The 21,362-nt window shown below is 66.6% G+C and carries 21 protein-coding genes; 18 read left to right on the top strand and 3 right to left on the bottom strand.

What is annotated here, in order from left to right; genetic code table 11:
* Positions 1-93: 93 nt before the first annotated feature.
* A complete protein-coding gene (locus RAD04_RS35325) occupies positions 94-405 on the bottom strand; it encodes a hypothetical protein (protein WP_461627463.1) in 312 nt (103 codons plus the stop codon).
* Positions 402-596: a hypothetical protein gene (locus RAD04_RS35330; protein WP_461627464.1), complete on the bottom strand. Its 195-nt coding sequence runs from the start codon at positions 594-596 to the stop codon at positions 402-404. Before RAD04_RS35330 ends, RAD04_RS35325 begins: the two co-directional genes overlap by 4 nt.
* Positions 597-683: 87 nt before the next feature.
* Between RAD04_RS35330 and RAD04_RS35335 the strand changes: the two genes are divergently transcribed.
* On the top strand, positions 684-1,199 hold the full coding sequence (locus RAD04_RS35335; protein WP_461627465.1) for a YciE/YciF ferroxidase family protein: 516 nt from the start codon (positions 684-686) through the stop codon (positions 1,197-1,199).
* Positions 1,200-1,281: 82 nt separating this feature from the next.
* Here RAD04_RS35335 and RAD04_RS35340 read toward each other — a convergent pair whose 3' ends face one another.
* Entirely contained in the window at positions 1,282-2,139 is an 858-nt protein-coding gene (locus RAD04_RS35340) for an SDR family oxidoreductase (protein WP_461627466.1), read from the bottom strand.
* Between the two features lie 233 nt (positions 2,140-2,372).
* Between RAD04_RS35340 and RAD04_RS35345 the strand changes: the two genes are divergently transcribed.
* From RAD04_RS35345 to RAD04_RS35425, 17 genes are all read left to right on the top strand, one after another.
* On the top strand, positions 2,373-3,623 hold the full coding sequence (locus tag RAD04_RS35345) for an ABC transporter substrate-binding protein (RefSeq protein WP_461627467.1): 1,251 nt from the start codon (positions 2,373-2,375) through the stop codon (positions 3,621-3,623).
* A 125-nt stretch (positions 3,624-3,748) separates the two neighbouring features.
* The gene (locus RAD04_RS35350; RefSeq protein ID WP_018318060.1) at positions 3,749-4,576 is read left to right on the top strand and encodes a helix-turn-helix transcriptional regulator; all 828 of its coding nucleotides are present in this window, start codon (positions 3,749-3,751) and stop codon (positions 4,574-4,576) included.
* 195 nt (positions 4,577-4,771) lie between these two features.
* Positions 4,772-5,782, top strand: coding sequence for a branched-chain amino acid ABC transporter permease (locus tag RAD04_RS35355; RefSeq protein WP_028143760.1), 1,011 nt, complete (start codon positions 4,772-4,774; stop codon positions 5,780-5,782).
* A 1-nt stretch (position 5,783) separates the two neighbouring features.
* The gene (locus tag RAD04_RS35360) at positions 5,784-6,866 is read left to right on the top strand and encodes a branched-chain amino acid ABC transporter permease (RefSeq protein WP_461627468.1); all 1,083 of its coding nucleotides are present in this window, start codon (positions 5,784-5,786) and stop codon (positions 6,864-6,866) included.
* On the top strand, positions 6,859-7,641 hold the full coding sequence (locus RAD04_RS35365) for an ABC transporter ATP-binding protein (RefSeq protein WP_461627469.1): 783 nt from the start codon (positions 6,859-6,861) through the stop codon (positions 7,639-7,641). The genes RAD04_RS35360 and RAD04_RS35365 overlap by 8 nt, the downstream gene beginning before the upstream one ends.
* Entirely contained in the window at positions 7,634-9,844 is a 2,211-nt protein-coding gene (locus RAD04_RS35370; protein ID WP_461627470.1) for a Tm-1-like ATP-binding domain-containing protein, read from the top strand. The genes RAD04_RS35365 and RAD04_RS35370 overlap by 8 nt, the downstream gene beginning before the upstream one ends.
* A gap of 3 nt (positions 9,845-9,847) precedes the next feature.
* Entirely contained in the window at positions 9,848-10,681 is an 834-nt protein-coding gene (locus RAD04_RS35375) for a phosphoenolpyruvate hydrolase family protein (protein ID WP_461627471.1), read from the top strand.
* Positions 10,682-10,707: 26 nt separating this feature from the next.
* Positions 10,708-13,623 (top strand): flotillin family protein, encoded by a 2,916-nt coding sequence (locus tag RAD04_RS35380; RefSeq protein ID WP_461627472.1) that lies wholly within the window; start codon positions 10,708-10,710, stop codon positions 13,621-13,623.
* Between the two features lie 9 nt (positions 13,624-13,632).
* On the top strand, positions 13,633-14,070 hold the full coding sequence (locus tag RAD04_RS35385; protein WP_461627473.1) for an SRPBCC family protein: 438 nt from the start codon (positions 13,633-13,635) through the stop codon (positions 14,068-14,070).
* A 2-nt stretch (positions 14,071-14,072) separates the two neighbouring features.
* Positions 14,073-14,516, top strand: a complete 444-nt coding sequence (locus RAD04_RS35390; RefSeq protein ID WP_018318068.1) for an SRPBCC family protein — start codon at positions 14,073-14,075, stop codon at positions 14,514-14,516.
* Between the two features lie 2 nt (positions 14,517-14,518).
* Positions 14,519-15,337 (top strand): FAD binding domain-containing protein, encoded by an 819-nt coding sequence (locus tag RAD04_RS35395; RefSeq protein ID WP_461627474.1) that lies wholly within the window; start codon positions 14,519-14,521, stop codon positions 15,335-15,337.
* 17 nt (positions 15,338-15,354) lie between these two features.
* Positions 15,355-15,831, top strand: a complete 477-nt coding sequence (locus RAD04_RS35400) for a (2Fe-2S)-binding protein (RefSeq protein WP_461627475.1) — start codon at positions 15,355-15,357, stop codon at positions 15,829-15,831.
* An 8-nt stretch (positions 15,832-15,839) separates the two neighbouring features.
* On the top strand, positions 15,840-17,432 hold the full coding sequence (locus RAD04_RS35405; protein WP_461627476.1) for a xanthine dehydrogenase family protein molybdopterin-binding subunit: 1,593 nt from the start codon (positions 15,840-15,842) through the stop codon (positions 17,430-17,432).
* A gap of 1 nt (position 17,433) precedes the next feature.
* Complete coding sequence (locus tag RAD04_RS35410) at positions 17,434-18,456, top strand: xanthine dehydrogenase family protein molybdopterin-binding subunit (protein WP_461627477.1); 1,023 nt, start codon at positions 17,434-17,436, stop codon at positions 18,454-18,456.
* A gap of 10 nt (positions 18,457-18,466) precedes the next feature.
* Positions 18,467-19,348 (top strand): AAA family ATPase, encoded by an 882-nt coding sequence (locus RAD04_RS35415; protein WP_461627478.1) that lies wholly within the window; start codon positions 18,467-18,469, stop codon positions 19,346-19,348.
* The gene (locus tag RAD04_RS35420; protein ID WP_461627479.1) at positions 19,345-20,466 is read left to right on the top strand and encodes a vWA domain-containing protein; all 1,122 of its coding nucleotides are present in this window, start codon (positions 19,345-19,347) and stop codon (positions 20,464-20,466) included. Before RAD04_RS35415 ends, RAD04_RS35420 begins: the two co-directional genes overlap by 4 nt.
* A complete protein-coding gene (locus RAD04_RS35425) occupies positions 20,463-21,347 on the top strand; it encodes an amidohydrolase family protein (protein WP_461627480.1) in 885 nt (294 codons plus the stop codon). The genes RAD04_RS35420 and RAD04_RS35425 overlap by 4 nt, the downstream gene beginning before the upstream one ends.
* The last annotated feature ends 15 nt before the right edge of the window (positions 21,348-21,362 follow it).

Below are 21,362 nucleotides of genomic sequence, written 5' to 3' on the forward strand. Positions count from 1 at the left end.
GGAACGAGAGGCTTGGCTGTGTGATCACAACTATTCGACGGGCGCTTGAAGGGGACCACGACAGTTTGGTCCAAAGCCGGCCGGGGCTCGGCATCACTCGCCTGCGCAGCAATCCACCAACAGCCGCCAGATCCGCTGCGCCTCGCGTCTCTCGTGGCTTTCCGGCACCTTCTCAGCGCCGGACTGACCATAGCCGGCGATGGCGCGCGCTTCACGCGGCACGATCCACCGCTCCGAGATCGGGTCGTACCATTTTCCGATGTTCACCTCAGTCACGGCGATCGACTCACAAATTTTCCAACATTCGAGCGATGCGCCTCCTGCGGCCTCATGCGAACCATTCGGCGGCGCGTCGCTCAATTTACCAATCAGCGGCGCGTACGATCGTTCCACCGGCTGCATCATCCCGGCCGGGCCGGATGAAGCGTGCGCGGATGGCGCTCGTGCAGCAGCCTTGCGAGCTCCTCGCGCTCGGTCTCGCGTCCCTTCATGGCGGTCTCGAACAGCGCTTCCTGGATGTCGCGAGGCATGTCGCCCCACACGTCCATCGCCGCGCGTCCGAGCAGGCCAGCAAGATGATCAACTCCATCGCTCATTCGGCTCTCCTGATCTGCACACGGGAATGGAACAGCTGCGGCCGCGCAGCGTTCCAGTGCCATCATTGTGAAAAGGAGGCGTCTTTTATGGGATTCTTCACCAAGGACATCAAATCGATGGAAGACCTGCTGCTGCACGGGCTGCAGGACATCTATTACGCGGAGCAGCAGATTTTGAAGGCCCTGCCCAAGATGATCGACAAGGCGACCAACAGGGATCTCGCTACCGGCCTGAAAGCTCATCTGGACGAGACCAACAAGCAGGTCGAACGGCTCGACAAGGTGTTCGCCAAGCTCGGCAAGGAGCCCAGCGGCACGCAATGTCCGGCCATTGACGGCCTGATCGAGGAAGCCGACGCGACCGCCGGCGAGATCGAGGACAAGGCGGTGCTCGATGCCGCGATCGTGGCCAACGCGCAGGCCGTCGAGCACTACGAGATGTGCCGCTACGGCACGCTGATCGCCTGGGCGGAAGAGCTCGGCCACGACGACATCGTGCGCTTCCTCACGACCAATTTGAACGAAGAGAAGGCGGCCAATACCAAGCTGAACACGGTGGCGCTCCGCAAGGGCGTCAACGCCAAGGCGTCCAACGCCGCCTGATCGATCTGCTGACCAGGACGTGGCGGCCCGGCCTCCGGCGCCGCCACGGTTCACGTGCTCACAACGCGACGAGGCGCATTCGTCAGATGAACGGCTTCCCGCCGGTGACGGCCAACGTGGCCCCCGACGTGTAGCTCGAGAGTGGATCGGCCAGCATGACATAGGCCGTTGCAAGTTCGGCCGGCTGGCCGGCGCGTTGCATCGGGACCTGCTTGCCGAAGTTCTTGACCCTTTCCTCCGACATCGTCGATGGAATTAGCGGCGTCCAGATCGGACCCGGAGCCACGGCGTTGACCCGAATGCCCTTCTCGGCCAGCATCTGCGCCAGCCCACCCGTGAAATTCTGGATGGCGCCCTTGGTCGTGGCGTAAGCGAGCAAGGTCGGGTTGGGCATGTCCGAGTTCACCGACGCCGTGTTGATGATCGCAGCTCCCGGCCGCATGTGAGGCACGGCGGCCTTGGTCAGATAGAACATGGCGTGGATGTTGGTCTCGAACGTGCGCTGCCACTCCTCGTCGCTGATATCCCCGATGTCCTTGAACGTGGCCTGGTGGGCGGCATTGTTGACGAGGATATCGATCCCGCCGAGCTCCTCGACGGTGCGACGCACGATGGACCGGCAGTGCTCGGGATTGCTGATGTCGCCGGGAATCAGGATCGCCTTGCGTCCCGCTTGCTCCACCAGCGCCTTGACCTCGGCTGCATCCTCGTCCTCGTTCAAATAGGAGATGACGATGTCCGCGCCCTCGCGGGCATAGGCGATCGCGACCGCGCGGCCGATGCCGCTGTCACCACCGGTGATGAGCGCCTTCTTTCCGGCCAGACGCCCGGCGCCCTTATAACTCTCCTCGCCATGATCGGGGCGTGGATTCATCGCACGCGTCGAACCAGGCATCGGCTGCTGTTGCGAAGGATAAGGCGGCTTGGGGTATTCGATCATGGACAGCTCCAGCAATTTGCTCCGCTAACGGAGCCCCGCCGGAAGCGTTCCTGTGACCGCCTGTTGCACCGCGGAACCATTTGCGCCGCACCATTCAAAAATGAGACTGCCCGTCAAACCAAAGGAGGCGCCGACGCATGCACCGCGTCCGACTTCGGTTAGCTTTCCCATCAAAGCCGCGGGCCTTTCGAGAGCCACGCGGCGACAAAAGACGACACACAGGGAGGAGCACAATGTCGAAATGCAGTGTGGGACTGCTCGCGCTGAGCAGCTTTTTTCTTTCAAGCGCAGCGATCGCCCAGGAAAAGATCAAGGTGGGCGTGACCGCAACCCTCGAAGGCACCTACACGGTGCTCGGCGAGGACGGCATGCGCGGCCACCAGACGGCCCTCAACGTCCTGGGCAAGAAGGTCGGCGACAAGGAGCTCGAATTCATCGTCGCCTCGACCGACGCAACGCCGGACAGCGCGGTACGCGCCGTGCGCAAGCTGATCGAGCAGGACAAGGTGCAGATCCTGCTCTCGCCGCTCTCCGGCGACGAGGGCATCGCGGTGAAGAACTTCGCGAAAACCCATCCCGAGCTGACCTTCATCAACGCGGCCTCCGGCGCGCAGGAAACGACCTATGTCGATCCCGCCCCGAACTTCTTCCGCTACAACATGGATGGCGCGCAGTGGCAGGTCGGCCTCGGCAAATACGCCTTTGAGGAAAAGAAGTATCGCAAGATCGCGACCGTCGGCGAGGACTATTCCTTCATCTACACGCAGGTGTTCGGCCTCGTGCTCGAGTTCTGCGGCGCCGGCGGACAGGTCACCAACCGGCAATGGGTGCCGCTCGGCACCAAGGATTTCGCCTCGGTGATCGCCGCACTGCCCGACGATGTCGACGCGATCTATCTCGGGCTCGGCGGCGCCGACGCCGTCAACTTCCTCAACCAGTACCAGCAGGCCGGCGGCAAGGCGCATCTGATGGGCGGTTCCATCATGATCGACCAGACGATCCTGTCGTCGAAGGGCAACGCCAAGAATGCCCTGGTCGGCACCATCGCGGCGAGCGGCCAGGCCGACACCTGGGAGGACCCGGGCTGGCAGAAATTCGTGAAGGCCTATCAGGACGCCTTCCCGCCCAACAAGCGCTTCCCGAGCCCGTCGCTGCTGGCCACCAACTATTATGACTCGACCATGGCGCTGATCCTGGCGCTGCGCCAGGTCAATGGCGACCTCTCCAACAACCAGGCCAAGTACAAGGAAGCCCTCGCCAAAATCGAGATCGATGCGCCGAACGGCAAGATCAAGCTCGACTCCAACCGGCAGGCGATCGGCACCAACTTCGTCACCGAAGTCGTCGATGATGGTAAGGGCGCGCTGTTCAGCAAGGTCGTGAAGGTGATCCCGAACGTGAACCAGACGCTCGGCTACGACCCGGCCGTATTCTCCAAGATCGGGCTGCCGAGCCGCACCGTGCCGGAATGTAAGAAGTACTGACGCATCACCTCCGCGACGCACAACCCGGGGAGCGACTTGCTGACGCGGTCGCTCTCCACTCTTGCAATCTCGTCGGCGTTGTTGAACGCTGAGCGAAAAGACAAGAACATTCGGGAGGGGAAGGCATGAGCCGTGCGCTCGCCGTCTTCCACGGCCGGTTCGGCCGGGCGACGGTTTATCAGTTGAACCGCCCTTTCAATATTCACGCCCATCGTGAAGGTCATCTGATCTTCCATGTTGGCGGCATGCCCGCATGCATCGACGTCTCCGATGGTCACCACGATCTCAACGAGACGTCCGTCGTCGCGGTCAATCCCTGGGAGCCGCATAATTTCCTGCCCGCCGATCTCGATGGCGGCGCGATCTTCTTCGTGCTCTACGTCAATGCCGAATGGTTTGCCCCCGATGCATCCGGCACCCATCGGATGCGTTTCGGCCGCACCCAGTTCCGGCGCACGCCAGCGCTGGACAAGCACATCAGGCGGACCGCCGCGCTCGTGTGCGGCGCACCATCGCTCTCCAGCCTGGATTCCGAGCTGCGGCGGCTGATCGACATCTGCTACGACGAAAGCTGGCAGCAGGCCGAGATCGCGCGCGATCCACGCGCAAACGGCTCCGTCACCGATTTCCGCGTGCGCAAATGCATCAAGATGATGTCGGAGAGCCCCGGCGCCGAGATCGAGCTCGATACGATCGCGCGGGAATCCGGACTGTCGCGACCGCATTTCTACCGGCTGTTTCGCGTCCAGACCGGCGTGACGCCGAACCTCTATCTCAACACGTTGATCATGGAACATGCGCTCGAAGCGCTGGTGGCAAGCGAGACGCCGATCGCCGATATCGGCTTCGATCTCGGCTTCTCCTCGCAGAGCGGCTTCACCCGCTTCTTCGCCGCCAATGTGGGGATGGCCCCGACCGATTATCGTCGCGCGGCCAAGATTCTGCGCGCCTGAGCGCGGGCCACGAAAAGATACTCACGATCAAACGTCGCCCCCGCAGCCCCGCTAGGATGCGGGCAACGCGATCCCGAAAGAGGATCGCGACCGACGGGAGCGCGCGTTCATGGTGAGGCTAGCAGCCGCTGCAAGCCTGTCTGACCTGCATTCGGTGGACCTCCGGCGCGGGGCCTGGACTGGCGGGCTGCGCACATGAGCCGCTTCGTCGAACGCCATCCGGCCTGGGCGCTGATCTCGATCATTGCCATTGCCGTCGGGCTGTGGCTAGTCTTCGCGGTGTGGCCGCCGGGCCTGGAAGAGGCCATCGGCCGCAAGCGCGTCTTCCTCAACGCGGTCTTCAACGGCATCACGCTCGGGGGCCTCTACTTCCTCGTCGCCAGCGGCTTCACGCTGATCTTCGGCCTGATGCGCAACGTCAACCTCGCGCACGGCTCACTCTATCTGTTCGGCGGCTATGTCGGCTACGCCATCAGCACGGCGACCGGCTCCTGGCTGCTCAGCTTCATCGTCGCCTTCATCCTCACCGCCCTGGTCGGCGTCCTGCTCCAGCTGATCGTGTTCCGCCGGATGGAGGGACAGGACCTCAGGCAGACCATGGTGACGATCGGGCTTTCGATCGTGTTCGCCGATCTCATGCTGTGGGCCTGCGGCGGCGACTTCTACCAGATCCAGACGCCGAACTGGCTGATCGGCCCCATCGAGCTGCCCCTGGTCACGGCGATCAAATCCTCGGGCGAGCCGGTCTATCTCCGGTATCCCCTGGTGCGGCTGGTGATCTTCGCCGCCTCCGTCGTGATCGGCGTGGCGATGTGGCTCGCGCTCAATCGCACCCGCGCCGGCATGATCATCCGCGCCGGTGTCGACGACCGCGATATCCTCGCCGCGACCGGGGTGCGCATCCAGCTCGTCTTCGTGGCGGTGTTCGCATTCGGCGCAGGACTTGCCGGCATCGCCGGCGTCGTCGGCGGGACCTTCCAGTCATTATCCCCGGGCGAGGACATCCGCTTCCTGCTCGCCTCCCTCGTCGTCGTAATCGTCGGCGGCATGGGCTCGATCCCCGGCGCGGCGCTCGGCGCGCTGATCATCGGCCTCGCCGAGCAACTCGGCTCTGTTTACATCCCGACCTATGCCATCGTCGTGACCTTCCTGATCATGGTGCTGGTGCTGGCGATCCGGCCGCAAGGCCTGTTGGCGAGGCGCTGACATGTCGCTCGCCCACGATGCCCGGATTGCCGTTCGCCCCGCCGATGTAGCGCAGCGGCCCACGCGGACATGGCCGGAGATCAACAATCCCGCCGCCTGGATCGTCGCAGTCATTCTCCTGATCATGCCATTGATCGCGAGCGGCTTCTTCCTGATCGAGATCTTCGCGACCACGCTGATCCTCGGCATCATGGCGCTCAGCCTGATGTTCCTCGCCGGCTATGGCGGCATGGTCAGCCTGATGCAGCTCACCATCGCGGGCTTCTCGGCGTACATGGTCGCCGTGTTCGGGGTCAGCGGCAACGCCAATATCAGCCTGGGCTGGCCGTGGTGGCTCGCGGTCCCCATGGCGCTTGCGCTGGCGACCGCCTTCGGCACGCTCGGCGGCGCGCTCGCGGTGCGCACCGAAGGCATCTACACCATCATGATCACGCTCGCGATCGGCGCTGCCTTCTATTATTTCACCAATCAGAACTGGGCGATCTTCAACGGCCATACCGGCATCAACACCGTGGCGACGCCGCACTTCTGGGGCGTGAACTGGCGCGCCGACATTCCCTTCTATTATGTCGTGCTCGCGGTCGCCGCGCTCTGCTATTTCGCCGTCGAATATCTCTCGCGCGCCCCGTTTGGCCTCGCCCTTCAGGGCGTGCGCGACAATCCCAGGCGCATGGCGGCGCTCGGCTTCAACGTCAATGCGCACCGCGTCGCCGCCTATGCCTTCGCCTCCTTCGTGGCCGCGCTCGCCGGCGTGCTCCAGGTCTGGAACTACCGCCAGATCTCGCCCGGCTCGGTCAGCGTCGGCGCCTGCATCGACGTGCTGATCATCGCCGTCGTCGGCGGCATCACGCGGCCAATCGGTCCCTTCATCGGCGCGCTGATCTTCGTGCTGCTGCGCACCTTCGCACTCGACTTCCTGGTCAGGCTCGGCCTCGACGGCAACCGCTTCCGCCTGCTGATCGGGCTCGGATTCCTCGCCATCGTGTTCTGGTCCTCGGACGGCGTCATCGGCCTGTGGCAGCGTTGGCGCCAGAGCCGGCGACCGGCTGCAAATCGACCGGGCGGAGGACGCGGCCATGGATAGCGTCGCCCAACGCCTCTCGGCCGTCGGCGCCGGTGCCGCGCTGGAGCTGCGCGGCGTGACGCGGTTGTTCGGCGCGCTCGCGGCGCTGACCGACGTCACCATCACCGTCCGCCCCGGCGAACGCCGCGCCGTGCTCGGCTCCAACGGCGCCGGCAAGACCACGCTGTTCAACTGCATCACCGGCGACTTCGCGCCCTCCTCTGGCACCATCCGCTTCTTCGGCGAGGACATCACGCATTTCCCGCCCTATGAACGCATCCGCCGCGGGCTGCGCCGGACCTACCAGATCTCGGCGCTGTTCCCCGGCCTCACCGTGCAGGACAATGTCTATCTCGCCTGCCGCGGCGTCTCGCGCGGGCGGTTCTCGTTGCTGCGCCCGGGGCAGAACGATGCCCTGATGCACGCGGCCGACAACCTCGTCCAGGCCGTGCATCTGGCCGCCGTGAAGGACCAGCGCGTGGCGGAGCTCGCGCACGGCCAGCAACGCCAGCTCGAGATCGCGCTCGCGCTCGCCGGCGCCCCGCGCTTCGTGCTGTTCGACGAGCCGGCCGCGGGCCTGTCGCCGACCGAACGGGCCGAGCTGATCGAGATCCTGACCTCGCTGCCGGCGCATATCGGCTACATCATCATCGAGCACGACATGGACGTCGCCTTGCGCGTCGTCGAGAGCGTCACGATGATGCACAACGGCCGCATCTTCAAGGAGGGCCTGCCGGAAGAGATCCAGTCCGACCCCGAGGTGCAGGAGCTTTATCTCGGAGGTGGCCATGAATGAGGCCCGCCGCTCTGCCGCCGCGCTCGAGGTCCGCGGGCTCGACGTCTATTACGGGCACTCGCACGCCCTGCAGGGCGTCGACCTCACGCTGGAGAGCGGCGTGTTCTCGGTCGTTGGCCGCAACGGCATGGGCAAGACCACGCTGTGCAAGGCGATCATGGGGCTGGTCGGCGTCAGCGGCGGATCGATCCGTGTCCGCGGCGAGGATATCACGCGGCGGCCTTCCGCCCAGATCGCCCGGCTCGGCGTCGGCTACGTGCCGCAGGGACGCCGCCTGTGGCGCTCGCTCAGCGTCGACGAGCATTTGCGGCTGGCCGGCGGCATGCGCTCCGGCGCCTGGACGGTCGAGCGCATCTACGACACCTTCCCGCGCCTCGCCGAGCGCAAAGATCACGGCGGTGGCCAGCTCTCGGGCGGCGAGCAGCAGATGCTGGCGATCTCGCGCGCGCTGCTCACCAATCCGCATTTGTTGATCATGGACGAGCCGACCGAGGGGCTTGCGCCCGTCATCGTGGCGCAGGTCGAGGAGATGCTGCTGCGGCTCGGTGAGGACGGCGACATGTCCGTGCTCGTGATCGAGCAGAACATCGGCGTCGCCACCGCGGTCTCACGCAACGTCGCGATCATGGTCAATGGCCGCATCAATCGCATCATCGACTCGGCGCGGCTCGCCGCCGACCGCGAGCTCCAGCAGCGCCTGCTCGGCGTCGGGCTTCACGCCGAGCTCGAACCGGATCTCGACATCCCCGCATCCGGCCCGGACACAAAACCGGCGCCGGCGCCACGCCGCGACGGGCCGATCCGCATCTACGTCTCCAATCCGACGCTGCCGACCCGATGGTCGCAGCCGGTGCCGATCGCCCGCATCGAGGCCGCAGCCCGCACGCTCTCGACGCAAGTCGCCCGGCTCGACGAGACGGCCCGGCGCAAGCGCGAGCCGATGGCGGCGCAGACCGCCGGCCCGCCCGTCGTGCTGGTCGTCGGCACGTTCGACACCAAGGGCCTCGAGCTGCGCTTCATCCGCGACATCATCGCCGAAACCGGCCTGCGTACGCGGCTGGTCGACGTCTCGACCAGCGGCAAGCATTCCAGCTGCGATGTCTCCGCGCAGGAGATCGCCCTCAACCACGGCCGCGGCGGTGCCGCGGTATTCGGCCCCGACCGCGGCGCGGCCGTGACCGCGATGGCCGACGCGTTCGCCAGCTGGCTGCGGCGCCAGGGCAATGTCGCCGGCGTGATCTCGGCCGGCGGCTCGGGCGCGGCGTCGCTGGTTGCCCCCGGCATGCGCGCGCTCCCGGTCGGGGTGCCGAAGCTGATCATCTCCTCCGTCGCCTCCGGCGATGTCGGGCCCTATGTCGGCCCGGCCGACATCACCATGATGCACTCGGTCACCGACGTGCAGGGGCTGAACTCGATCTCGCGCGCGGTGCTGGCCAACGGCGCCCATGCGCTCGCCGGCATGGTCAAGGCGCGGCTGGATGCGCGGGCCGCGACGGCGCGGGAGGCCGGCGGCCTGCCGTCGGTCGGCATCACCATGTTCGGCGTGACGACGCCGGCGGTGCAGAAGATCGCCGCCGATCTGCGCGACGATTTCGAGTGCCTGGTCTTCCATGCCACCGGCGTCGGCGGCCGCTCCATGGAGAAACTCGTCGAGTCCGGCCAGCTTGCCGGCGTCATCGACCTCACCACGACGGAGGTCTGCGATCTCCTGATGGGCGGCGTGTTTCCAGCAACCGAGGACCGCTTCGGTGCGATCATCCGCACGCGCGTCCCCTATGTCGGCTCGGTCGGCGCACTCGACATGGTCAATTTCGGCGCGCCCGACACCATTCCCGAGCGCTACCGCGGCCGCAAATTCCACGTCCACAATCCGCAAGTGACGTTGATGCGGACGAGCGTGGAAGAGAACGAGCGCATCGGCCGCTGGATCGGCGAACGGCTCAACCAGATGGACGGCCCGGTGCGCTTCTTCCTGCCCGAGGGCGGCGTCTCCGCACTCGATGCGCGGGGTCAGCCATTCTGGGATCCGGACGCCGACGCCGCGCTGTTCCGCACGCTGGAGCGCACCGTGCGGCAGACCGGCAATCGCCAGCTCATCCGCACGCCCAAGAACATCAACGATCCCGACTTCGCCGCCGCCATCGTCGGTGCGTTCCGAACCCTGTTCGGCCGCACCGGCACGCGGCGGAGACTAGCGAGGTGAGCGATGCCAAGATTTGAACGCGCAGCACTTCTGAGGCGGTTCCGCGAGATGGCGAAGCGCGGCGAGCCGATCGTCGGCGGCGGCGCCGGCACCGGCCTGTCAGCCAAATGCGAGGAGGCCGGCGGCGTCGATCTCATCGTGATCTACAATTCCGGACGCTACCGCATGGCCGGACGCGGCTCGCTCGCGGGCCTGATGGCTTACGGCGATGCCAACGCCATCGTGCTGGAGATGGCCGGCGAGGTGCTGCCCGTGGTCACGAGGACGCCGGTGCTCGCCGGCGTCAACGGCACCGATCCGTTCCGCGACATGGACGCGTTTCTCGACCAGCTGAAGGCGCTTGGTTTCGCAGGCGTGCAGAACTTTCCGACCGTCGGCCTGATCGACGGCACGTTCCGCGCCAATCTCGAAGAGACCGGGATGTCCTATGCGCTCGAGATCGACATGATCGCCAAGGCGCACGACAAGGACATGCTGACGACGCCTTACGTGTTCAGCGAGAAGGAGGCCGCCGCGATGGCGATCGCCGGCGCCGACATCGTCGTCTGCCACATGGGGCTGACGACCGGCGGGTCGATCGGCGCGCAGACCGCATTGAAGCTGAAAGACTGTCCGGCGCAGATCGACACCTGGGCCTCCGCCGCGCTCAGCGTCAATCCTGAAATCCTGGTGCTGGCGCATGGCGGCCCGATCGCGGATCCCGCCGACGCCGATTTCATCATGAAGAACACCCGCCATTGCCACGGCTTCTACGGGGCCTCCTCGATGGAGCGGCTGCCCGTGGAGCGGGCGCTGACGGAGCAGGTACGTCAATTCAAGGCGATCGGCGCGCGGTAACGCCTGAAGGTTCGAGGGAGGAAAAGATGTCGGGGATGTTGGTCGGTGAATTGATCCTCTGGCTGATCGTCGCGGTCGTCGTGATCGTGGTCGGCGTCTATATCGTGAACTGGCTCTACCATCGCTCCTCCAAGGAGACCTCGTTCGTCCGGACCGGTTTTCTCGGCGAACGCGTGGTGATCAATGGCGGCGCCTTCGTGCTGCCGTTCATCCACGATTACACGCCCGTCAACATGAACGTGCTGCCGATGGGCATCGTTCGCTCCAGGCAGGATGCCGTGATCACCCGCGACCGCATGCGCGTGGACATCGAGGCCGATTTCTATGTCCGGGTGCAGCCGACCCGGGAAGCGGTCTCGATCGCGGCTGCCACGCTCGGCCGCCGCACCATGGAGCCGGGGCAGCTCCATGCGCTGCTCGCCGGCAAGTTCATCTCCGCGATCCGTTCGGTCGCCTCCGAGATGACCATGGAGGAGATGCACGAGCGGCGCGGCGACTATGTTGTGCGCGTCAAGACCAACGCGGCCGAAGCCCTCGCCCAGAACGGCCTCGAGCTGGAATCGGTCGCCATCACCGATCTCGACCAGACCGATCTCGAATTCTTCAACCCCTCGAACCGGTTCGACGCCGAAGGCCTGACCCAGCTGATGCAGGACATCGAGGCCAAGCGGAAGCTGCGCAACGACATCGAGCAGGACTCGATGATCAAGATCCGCGCGCGCAATCTGGAGGCCGAGCGGCAGGCGCTGGAGATCGAGCGCGAGAGCGAGACCGCGCGCCTGGAGCAGGAACGCGACATCGAGATGCGCCGCGCGCTTCAGCGCACGGAAGTCGCACGCGAACGGGCGCTGCGCGAAACCGAGGCCGAGCAGGCGCAGATCTCCGCCCGCGAAGCCATCGAGCGCGCCCGCATCGCCAACGACCAGGCGATCGCGGAGGCCCGCATCGCCTCCGAGCGCGAGACCCGCCAGAAGGAGATCGAGCGGACCCGCACCATCGAGGAGAAGGAGCTGCTGGCACGCGAGGAGATCGAGAAGACAAGGATCGCCAACCAGCGCTCGATCGACACCACGCGGATTGCATCCGAACGCGACGTGCGCCAGCGCGAGATCGAGCGGATGCGGACCGTCGAGGAAGCCGAGATCGCGGCGCGCGAAGCGATCGAGAAGGCGCGGATCCAGCAGGATCGCGTCGTCACCGACGCCCGCATCGCCAACGAAGAGGAAACGCGCCGCCGCGAGATCGAGCGCACGCGCGCCGTCGACGAGGCCGAGATCGCCGCCCGCGAGGCGACCGAGAAGGCCCGCATCGCCCAGACGCTGATCGTCAATGTCGAGCGCATCTCCTCCGACGAGCGCACCCGCGCGCTGGAGATCCAGCAGGTGCGCACCATCCAGGAAGCCGAGATCGAGGCGCAGCGTGCGGTCGAGGCCGCCCGTATTGCCCGCGAGCGGACGCTCGCCGCCGAACGGATCGCCGCCGAGCAGAACACGCGGCAGTTGGAGATCGAGCGCAACCAGGCGCTCGACGTCGCCGGCATCGCGGCGCGCGAGACCACGGAGGCCAGCCGGATCGCCCAGGAAGAGCGCGTGCGCTCGCTGGAGATCGCCCGCAACCGCGCCGTCGAGGAGGCCGACATCGCGTCGCGCGAGGCGATCGAGGCGGCCCGCATCGCCCAGGAGAAGGCGGTCGCGGCCGAGCGTATCCAGGCCGAGCGCGACACCCGTTCGCTCGAAATCGAGCGTACCGGCGTGCTGGAGGCGGCCGAATTGAAGCGGCGCGACGCCATCGAGCGCCAGCGCATCACGGTCGATCTGGCGCTCGAGGCCGAGCGCATCAATTCCTCCAAGAAGCGCGAGGTGCTCAACATCGAGCAGAAGAAGGCGATCGAGATCGCCGACGAGGACCGCGTCATCGCGCTGTCGACCAAGAAGTCCGAGCGGATCGATGCCGATCGCCAGGTCCGGCAGGCCGAGATCGTCGCGCGCAAGGAGGTCGAGACCACCGACGTCTCGCGCGAGCAGGCGCTGGAAGCCGCCCGCATCGAGCGCCGCCGCTCGATCGAGCAGCTCGAGGTCGCCCGCGTCCAGTCGCTGCAGGAGGCCGAGATCGCCTCTCGCGAGGAGGTCGAGCGCGCGCGCATCGCATCCGACCGCGGCCTCGACGAAGCCCGCGTCGGCCGCGAGCGCGAGCTGCGCAAGCTCGAGGTCAACCGCGAGAAGGAGGTCGAGACCGTCCTGATGGAGAAGGCCATCGCTATCCATCTGAAATCTCTGGAGGAGTCCGCCGCCAAGGCGTCGGCCGAGGAAGCGCGGATGCGCGCGACCGAGGCCACCGAGCGCGTCATTACCGCGCGCGAGAGCGAGATCGCCAAGCGGCGCAAGACGGTCGAGGTGCTGATCGCCGAGAAACAGGCCGAGGAGACCCGGATCGCCGCGGAAGCCGAGCGCGTGCGCGCCGCCGTCGAGGCCGAGGCACAGCGGATGCTGAACGAGGCCGAGAACGTGCTGACCGATCAGGCGCGCTACTCGCTGTTCCGCCGCAAGCTGCTCGACCGGATCGAGGGCATCGTCCGCGAGAGCGTCAAGCCGATGGAGAAGATCGAGGGCATCCGCATCCTTCAGGTCGATGGCCTCAACGGCAACGGCCACGGCGGCAATGGCGGCCGCAGCGCTACCGACGAAGTGATCGACTCCGCCCTGCGCTATCGCGTCCAGGCGCCGTTGATCGACTCGATCCTGTCGGACATCGGCGTCGAAGGCGGCAGTCTCGCCAAAATGCCGGGCCTGATCCGCGAAGCCCGTGACATGCAGGGCATCAAGGAGTCCGCGCGCAAGAGCGGCGGAGGCGGAGGTGGCGGCGACAAGCCGGCGGCCTCGCCGACCCCCTCGGCCGAAGGTGGCGAGCCGCCGGCCGAGCGCGGGCCAAGGAAGAAGAGCTGAGGTTGCGCCATGGCTCGCGTCTACGTCTCCACCGTCGTCAATGCCCGCAACGACCGCGTCTGGGCGCGGGTCCGCGATTTCAACGGCATGCCGAACTGGCATCCGGCCATCGCCGAAAGCCGTATCGAGGGCGGCGAGCCCTCGGACAAGATCGGTTGTGTGCGGGATTTTCGCCTGCGCAACGGCGACCGCATCCGCGAGAAGCTGCTTGGCCTGTCCGACTACGACATGTTCTGCACCTATTCGATCCTGGAATCTCCGATGGGTGTCGAGAACTACGTCGCAACCCTGCGGCTGACCCCCGTCACCGACGGCGATCAGACCTTCATGGAATGGACCGCCGAATTCGATTGCGCGCCGGAGCGTGAGGCCGAGCTCGTGAACAATATCGGCGGCGGCGTGTTCCAGGGCGGGTTCGATGCGCTCAAGCGCGTGTTCGGAGGCTGACCTTGCCGCATATCGTCAAGAGCACGATCCTGGACGCACCGACCGATGCGGTGTGGACCGTACTGCGCGATTTCAACGGGCACGATCGTTGGCATCCGGTTGTTGCGACCTCCTCGATCGAGCGCGCGCAATCCTCCGACAAGATCGGCTGCATCAGGCGGTTCAAGCTCAACGACGGCTCCGAGCTGCGCGAGCAATTGCTGGCACTGTCGGACCTGGAACAGTCCTTCAGCTATTGCCTGCTCGATACGCCGGTGCCGATGTTCAACTACGTCGCCCATGTCCGGCTGCTGCCGGTCACCGACGGCGACCGCACCTTCTGGCACTGGGAATCCCGCTTCACCACCAAGCCGGAGGATCGCGACCGCATCACCCACATGGTCGCAGAAGACATTTACCAGGCCGGATTCGAGGCGATCCGCCGGCATCTGAGGGAGGCCGCATAGTCATGGCCGTGACAGTGAAGACGTTTGCAAGCGCCAGCGAAGCGGCGGGGGCGCTTTCTTCGGACCGCACCGCGCGCTATCTCGGCGGCGGCACGCTGGTGATGCGCTCGTTGAACGAGGGCGATGTTGCGATCTCGACGGTGGTCCGCGCCCAGGACCAGGCGCTGACCCGGATCGACGCCTCGGGGCCGCGCATCACGCTCGGCGCCGGCATCACCTTCGCGCGCATCCTTGCGGAACGGGACCTCGCCTTCCTGCACGCGCCCGCCCGTTCGATCGGCGGTCCCGCCGTGCGCAACATGGGCACGGTCGGCGGTAATCTCTTCGCGCCCAGTCCCTATGGCGATTTCACCGTGGCGCTGCTGGCGCTCGATGCCACCGTCGCCGTCGCCGGCGGCTTTGGTTCACGCGACATCCCAATCGAAGAGTTCTTGCAGGCGCGCGAACGTCAGGCCGGAACCTTGGTGCTGTCGGTCTCCTGCACACGGCCGGCGAGCAGCGAAGCGTTCCGCTATCGCAAGATTGCACGCATCAAGCCGAAAGGCGGCTCGGTCATCACGCTTGCCGCGCATCTGCCGATCAGCGGCGGCCGGATCGCGGGCGCCCGGATCGCGCTGGGATCGATGGCACCGACCCAGATCCGCGCCCGCGCCGCCGAGCGCGCGCTGGAGGGCCGCTCGCTGGACACTGCAACCATCGCGGCGGCCGCATCCGCGGCGACCGAGGGGACATCGCCATCCGATAACGCGCTCGGCAGCGCCTGGTATCGCCGCGAGATCGTCGGCGTCCATCTGCGCCGCCTGCTCTCCGGCCAGGATTAGACAGGGAATAGTTCGTCATGTCCAAGATACCCCTGCAATTTCGTCACAACGGTCGCGACGTCGCGATCTTCGTCGACGGCGGCACCAATCTCCTGGTGGCGCTCCGCGAGCTGATCGGCGACATGACGCCGAAATTCGGCTGCGGCCAGGGCGGCTGCGGTGCCTGCAGTGTGTTGATCGACGGCGAGCTTCATCTCTCCTGCCTGACGCTGGCGGAGACGGTGGCCGGCCGCTCGATCGAGACGCTCGACGGCATGAAGCAGGGCCCGAACCTGCACCCGCTGCAGCGGGCCTTCGCCGACCATTTCGCCGCCCAGTGCGGCTATTGCACCCCGGGCATGCTGATGGCCGCCAAGGCGCTGCTCGACCGCAATCCCTCGCCGAGCCGCGACGAGGTCATTGAGGCCATCTCCGGCAACATCTGCCGCTGCACCGGCTATGAGCCGATCATCAATGCCATCCTTGCCGCCGCGAGCGGCCGGGTCAGCGCCTGAGGTAGATCATGCTGGAACTGCGCAAGGACATCTTCGCCGACGAGCGCGACGATAACTTAAAAGAAATCGGCAAGGGCACCCAGCGCCAGGACATGCTCGGCCATGTCACGGGTACGTCGAGCTATTTCAACGACCACAAGCTGCAGGGCATGCTGCACCTGAAGGTCGTGCGCTCGACACAGGCCCATGCGAGGATCCGTCGCATCGATACCACCGAGGCCGAACGTTCGGCCGGCGTGCGCCGGATCATCCGCGGCACCGACGTGCCGGTCAATCTCAACACGCTTCTCAGCCTGATCAACTTCGGCAAGGATGACGAGCCGTCGCTGGCGGTCGACAAGGTCCGCTACAAGGGCGAGCCGATCCTCGCCATCGTCGCCGACAGCGAGCGCGAGGCGTTCGAGGCCATCGCAAAGGTCAAGGTCGACTACGAGCCACTCCCGGCTCTGTTCGACGTCGAGGACGCGCTGAAACCCGGCGCGCCCGTGGTCAACGAGACCTATCCGAAGAACGCCTTCATCTATCACGACGTCTACGACCACCAGCGCCTGCGCTTCGGCGATGCCGACGCGGCGCTCGCGAGCGCCGACCACTTGCTGGAGCAGCGCTACCAGATGTCGCCGATCGAGCACGCCCCCACTGAGACCAACGGCGCGATTGCGGCGCCCGACACCAATGGCCGCTACGTCGTCTACACCTCGACCCAGGCGCTGTTCTTCTCGGTGGACACCTGCGCCAAGATTCTGGACGTGCCCTCCAACACGTTCCACTTCATCGGCGGCACCGTCGGCGGCGGCTTCGGCGGCAAGGTCGACACCTTGACTGAGCCGCTCGCGATCCTCGGCGCCATGCTGACGGGACGCCCCGTCCGCTACGTATTCGGGCGCGAGGAGGAGATGCAGTACGGTCCGCCGCGCGGCGCCGAACGCATCTACATCAAGGACGGCGTGATGCGCGACGGCCGCGTCGTCGCCCGCAAGATCCGCGCTTTTTTCGACAGCGGCGCCTATACGCGGCTGTCGAGCTATGCCGCGGTGAAATGCGCCGCCCACCTGCCCGGCCCCTACACCATCCCGAACGTCTATGGCGACGTCTATTGCGTCTTCACCAATCGGACGCCCGCGACCGCCATGCGCGGCTTCGGCGTCACCGCGATGGACTTTGCGATCGAATGCCAGATGGACAAGCTCGCAAACCTCGTCGGCATGGACCCGATGGAGTTTCGCATCCTCAACGCCTATCGCGACGGCGACATGAAGGCGCACCGGCGCGAGGCCAAGAACACCGCGCTGATCGAATGCGTTCAGGTCGCGGCCGAGAAAGCCAAATGGCCGATCCGCGACGAGTTCAAGCGCGCCTCCTCGCGCAAGGACGGCGGCGGCAGCCGCGCGGCGATCCCGACGACGCCAACGGAGTCGCGCGCGCGTCCGGCTGCGCCTGCACAGCAGCGCACGAGCTACGACCGCGCGCCCGTGACCGCGACGCGGGAGCCGCCGCGCGATCCGCCCCCGCCGACGCCGCCGCCTCCCCCGCCGCGTCCGGCCGCGCCGTCGCATGGCGCGACGCGGTTCTCATCCGTGTTCGGCACAAGGAGACGCTGACATGACCAGGCATCGCGGACGCGGCATGGCGTCGATCAATTATCCCATCGGCATGAACCTTGGCGGCGACCCGAGCCAGGCCCTGGTTCACTCCAATCCCAGCGGCAAATTCACAGTGGCGCTGTCGTCGATCGATCTCGGACAGGGCATGAAATCGGTGACGCGGCAGATCTGCGCCGAGACGCTCGGCGTGCCGGTCGAGGACGTCTATGTCGACACGGCGGATTCCGACACCGGCCCGCACTGCATGGGCTCGTTCGCCTCGCGCGGCACCCACCGGGTCGGCAACGCCGTGATGGCTGCGGCGCGAGAGGCCCGCGGCGTGATGATGGAGGCGGCGGCCGAGGAGCTCGAGGTCAATGCCGCCGATCTCGAAACCGATGGCCGCGGCAATATTCACGTCAAGGGCGCGCCGCATCGGTCGATCTCGACCAAGGATGTCGCGATTGCCGCGCAGTTCAAGCAGGGCAAGACGATCTCGGGCCGCGGCATCTTTCTCGTCCCGCTCTCCAACGTCGATCCTGAAACCGGCGAGATGTCGCCGGCAACTTGTTACGCCCATGCCTGCCTCGTCGCCGAGGTCGAGGTCGACGACGAGACCGGCGATGTCGCGATGGTCCGCATGGATTCCGCCTATGAGCTCGGTCGGGCGCTGAACCCGCGTCTGGTCGAGCAGCAGCTGGTCGGCGGCGCCTGGATGGGCGTCAGCCACGCGCTCTTTGAGACCCCGGAGCCCTATTATCCCGATCCCGTTCACGGCCCCCGCGACTTCGTCGAATATCTGATGCCCGGCCCTGGCGACATCTGCCCGCACGATATCGCGGTGCTGGAACGGCCCGCTCCCGATGGTCCGTTCGGAGCCAAGGGCCCCGGCGAGATGTGCGCCAATCCGGTGCTGCCGGCCGTTGCGAATGCGATCTTCAACGCCGTCGGCGTGCGCATCGACGACCTGCCGATCACGCCCGAAAAGGTGCTGCGCGCGATCAAGGCCCAGGGCGGCGCGCGGCCGCAGGCGCGGCGCTAGAGGATCGGTCGTGGCGGTTCGCAGCAACATCGTCGGCATCGACAGCCCCGAGGCGCTGGAGAAGGCGCTGCGGGCAGCCTATTACCTTGCCGACGAGGGCCTCGCGACATCAGCCTATCTCGGCCTCGCGCTCGGCAAGCCGCTGCTGCTGGAAGGCGCGCCCGGCGTCGGCAAGACGGAAGCCGCCAAGGCGATCGCTGCCGTGCTCGGCCGCCGCCTGATCCGCCTGCAATGCTACGAGGGCATCGATGCGTCCGCCGCGCTCTATGAGTGGAACTACCCGCGCCAAATGCTCGCGATCCGCCAGGCCGGCGACGAGAGCATCGACATCTATGGCGAGACCTTCCTGATCGAGCGGCCGATGCTGGCCGCGCTTCGTGCGCCCGATTCCACCGTGCTCCTGATCGACGAAATCGACCGCGCCGACCAGGAGTTCGAGGCGTTCCTGCTCGAATTCCTCTCCGACTTCCAGATCTCGATTCCCGAGCGCGGCACGGTTCGCGCGGCGGAACGCCCCGTGGTCGTGCTGACGTCGAACCGGACGCGCGATTTGCATGAGGCCTTGCGCCGGCGCTGCGTCTACCACTGGATCGACTATCCGACCGCCGAGCGCGAGGCGCGGATCATCATGATGCGCGCCTCCAGCGTCGCCGAGGCCACCGCCCGCGCCGTCGTCGCAGCCGTGGAGAAGTTGCGGCGCGAGCCGCTGAGCAAAGCGCCCGGCATTGCCGAGGCCGTCGATTGGGCCGAGGCCGCAACGCTCCTGCACAAGGGCGGGGCCCGCTGGCCCGATGCGTTCAAGCGCTCGATCGGCGTGGCGCTGAAGGACGAAGAGGACCTGCATTTCATCTCGCCGCGGCTCGACGCCATGCTCGCGGAGGCGACCGCATGACCACCGAGCCGCAGCTGCCGCGCGCCGCGCGCATCTTCGTCGCTTTCGTCCCGTTGCTGCGCGCGAACGGCTTTGCCGTCGCACCGGAGCAAACCACCACGTTCCTCGCCGCGATCGAGCTGCTCGGCCCGCGCACCATCGAGCACATCAGGCAAGCCGCCCTGGCGACGCTGGCTCCGCCGCCCGAACGCCGGGCGACCTTCGACCGGCTGTTCGATCTCCACTTCCGCGGTAGCGAAGCCATCGCGCGAGACGACGAAGGCGAGGACGACGAGACAGTCCGCCTCCAGGAGGAGGGCCGCGGCAACGAAGAGCCCCTGCTCTCCGACGAGGCCAATGAGTCCGGTCTCACCGCGACCCGAAGCGAGGCGCTGGTCGAACGTCGCTTTGGGGCGACATCGAGCATGGACGCATTGCGCCGCCTGACGCGGGAGGCACCGCGACGCCTGCCGCGTCGGCGCGGCCATCGCCGCATGCGCGCCCGCCGCGGGCCGTTCACCGATCTCCGCCGCACTTTACGCGACTCTGTCCGCAGCGACGGCGAGATCCTGCGGCTCGGCCACATGAAGCGGCGCCAGCGCCCGCGCAAGATGCTGTTGCTGATCGACGTCTCCGGCTCGATGAAGAGCCGCACCGAGGAGAACATGAAGCTCGCGCATGCGCTGGTGCAGGCCGCGCCCAGTGTCGAGGTCTTCACCTTCGGCACGCGGCTGACCCGCGTCACTCGGCCGTTGCGGCTGAAGCGCCGCGAGCAGGCCATGAACGCCGCCGCGCATCTGGTCAGCGACTGGGACGGCGGCACCCGCATCGGCGACGCGCTCCAGGCCTTCCTCGCCGTGCCCCGCTTCGGCGGCTATGCGCGCGGCGCCGCCGTAGTCATCGTCTCCGACGGACTCGAGCGCGGGGAGACCGATGCACTTCGCGACGCCGTCGCGAAATTGTCGCGGCGGGCCTGGCGCTTGAGCTGGCTGACGCCGCTGGCGACAAGCCCCGGCTTCCGCCCGCAGACCGAGGCACTCGTCGCCATCGAGCGCTTCGTCGACGACCTCCTGGATGGCGGTTCGAGCGCGTCGATCGTCGCGCATATTCTGGCGTTGGGACGAAGGAGAGCGGCGTGACCGATATTGTCGACGGCCATCATCACATCTGGCGGCAGGCCGACCTGCCCTGGCTGATCGGCCCCATGCAGCCGCGCATCTTCGGACCTTACGAGCCGATCCGGCGCGACTACCCGATCCAGGAATATCTCGACGACCTCAAGGGTACCGGCGTCACGCGTTCGGTCTATGTGCAAACCAACTGGGCCAACGACCGCTTCGAGGACGAGGCCGCGTGGGTGCAGCAGACTGCGGACGAACACGGCTGGCCGCACGCGATCGTCGCCTATGCCAATTTCGCCGTGGACGACGTGCGTCCGCAGCTCGATCGCCTGAAGCGCTACAAGCTGGTGCGCGGCGTGCGCATGCAGCTGCACTGGCACGAGAACCCGCTGTACCGCTTTGCAGCCCACGCCGATCTCTGCGCCGATCCGATGATCAGCCGCAACGTCGCGCGCCTCGCCGACTATGGCTGGAGCTTCGACCTGCAGGTGTTCACCCCGCAGATGCCGAACGCCGCAGCGCTGGCCGAAGCCTGTCCCGACGTGACCTTCATCCTCCAGCATGCCGGCATGCTGGAGGATCTCTCGCCCGCCGGCCGCGCCGCCTGGCGCGGCGGCATGGCCCGGCTCGCGGCCCGTCCGAACGTGGTCTCAAAGCTCTCCGGGCTTGGCACCTTCATCCATCGCAACGATCCCGCGCACATCGCCGCCGTGCTCGCGGATACCGTCGCGATCTTCGGCGCCGAGCGCTGCCTGTTCGGCTCCAATTTCCCGATCGAGAAATTGTGGACCAGCTATCGTGAACTCGTCGGCGCCTTTCGCAAGGCCGCCGCACCGTTCAGCGCGGAGCAGCAGGACGCCATCTTCAGGACGACGGCAACGCGCGTCTACCGGCTTTGACAGACAAGAAACAGA

It is taken from the genome of Bradyrhizobium sp. 25ACV, assembly GCF_054863005.1.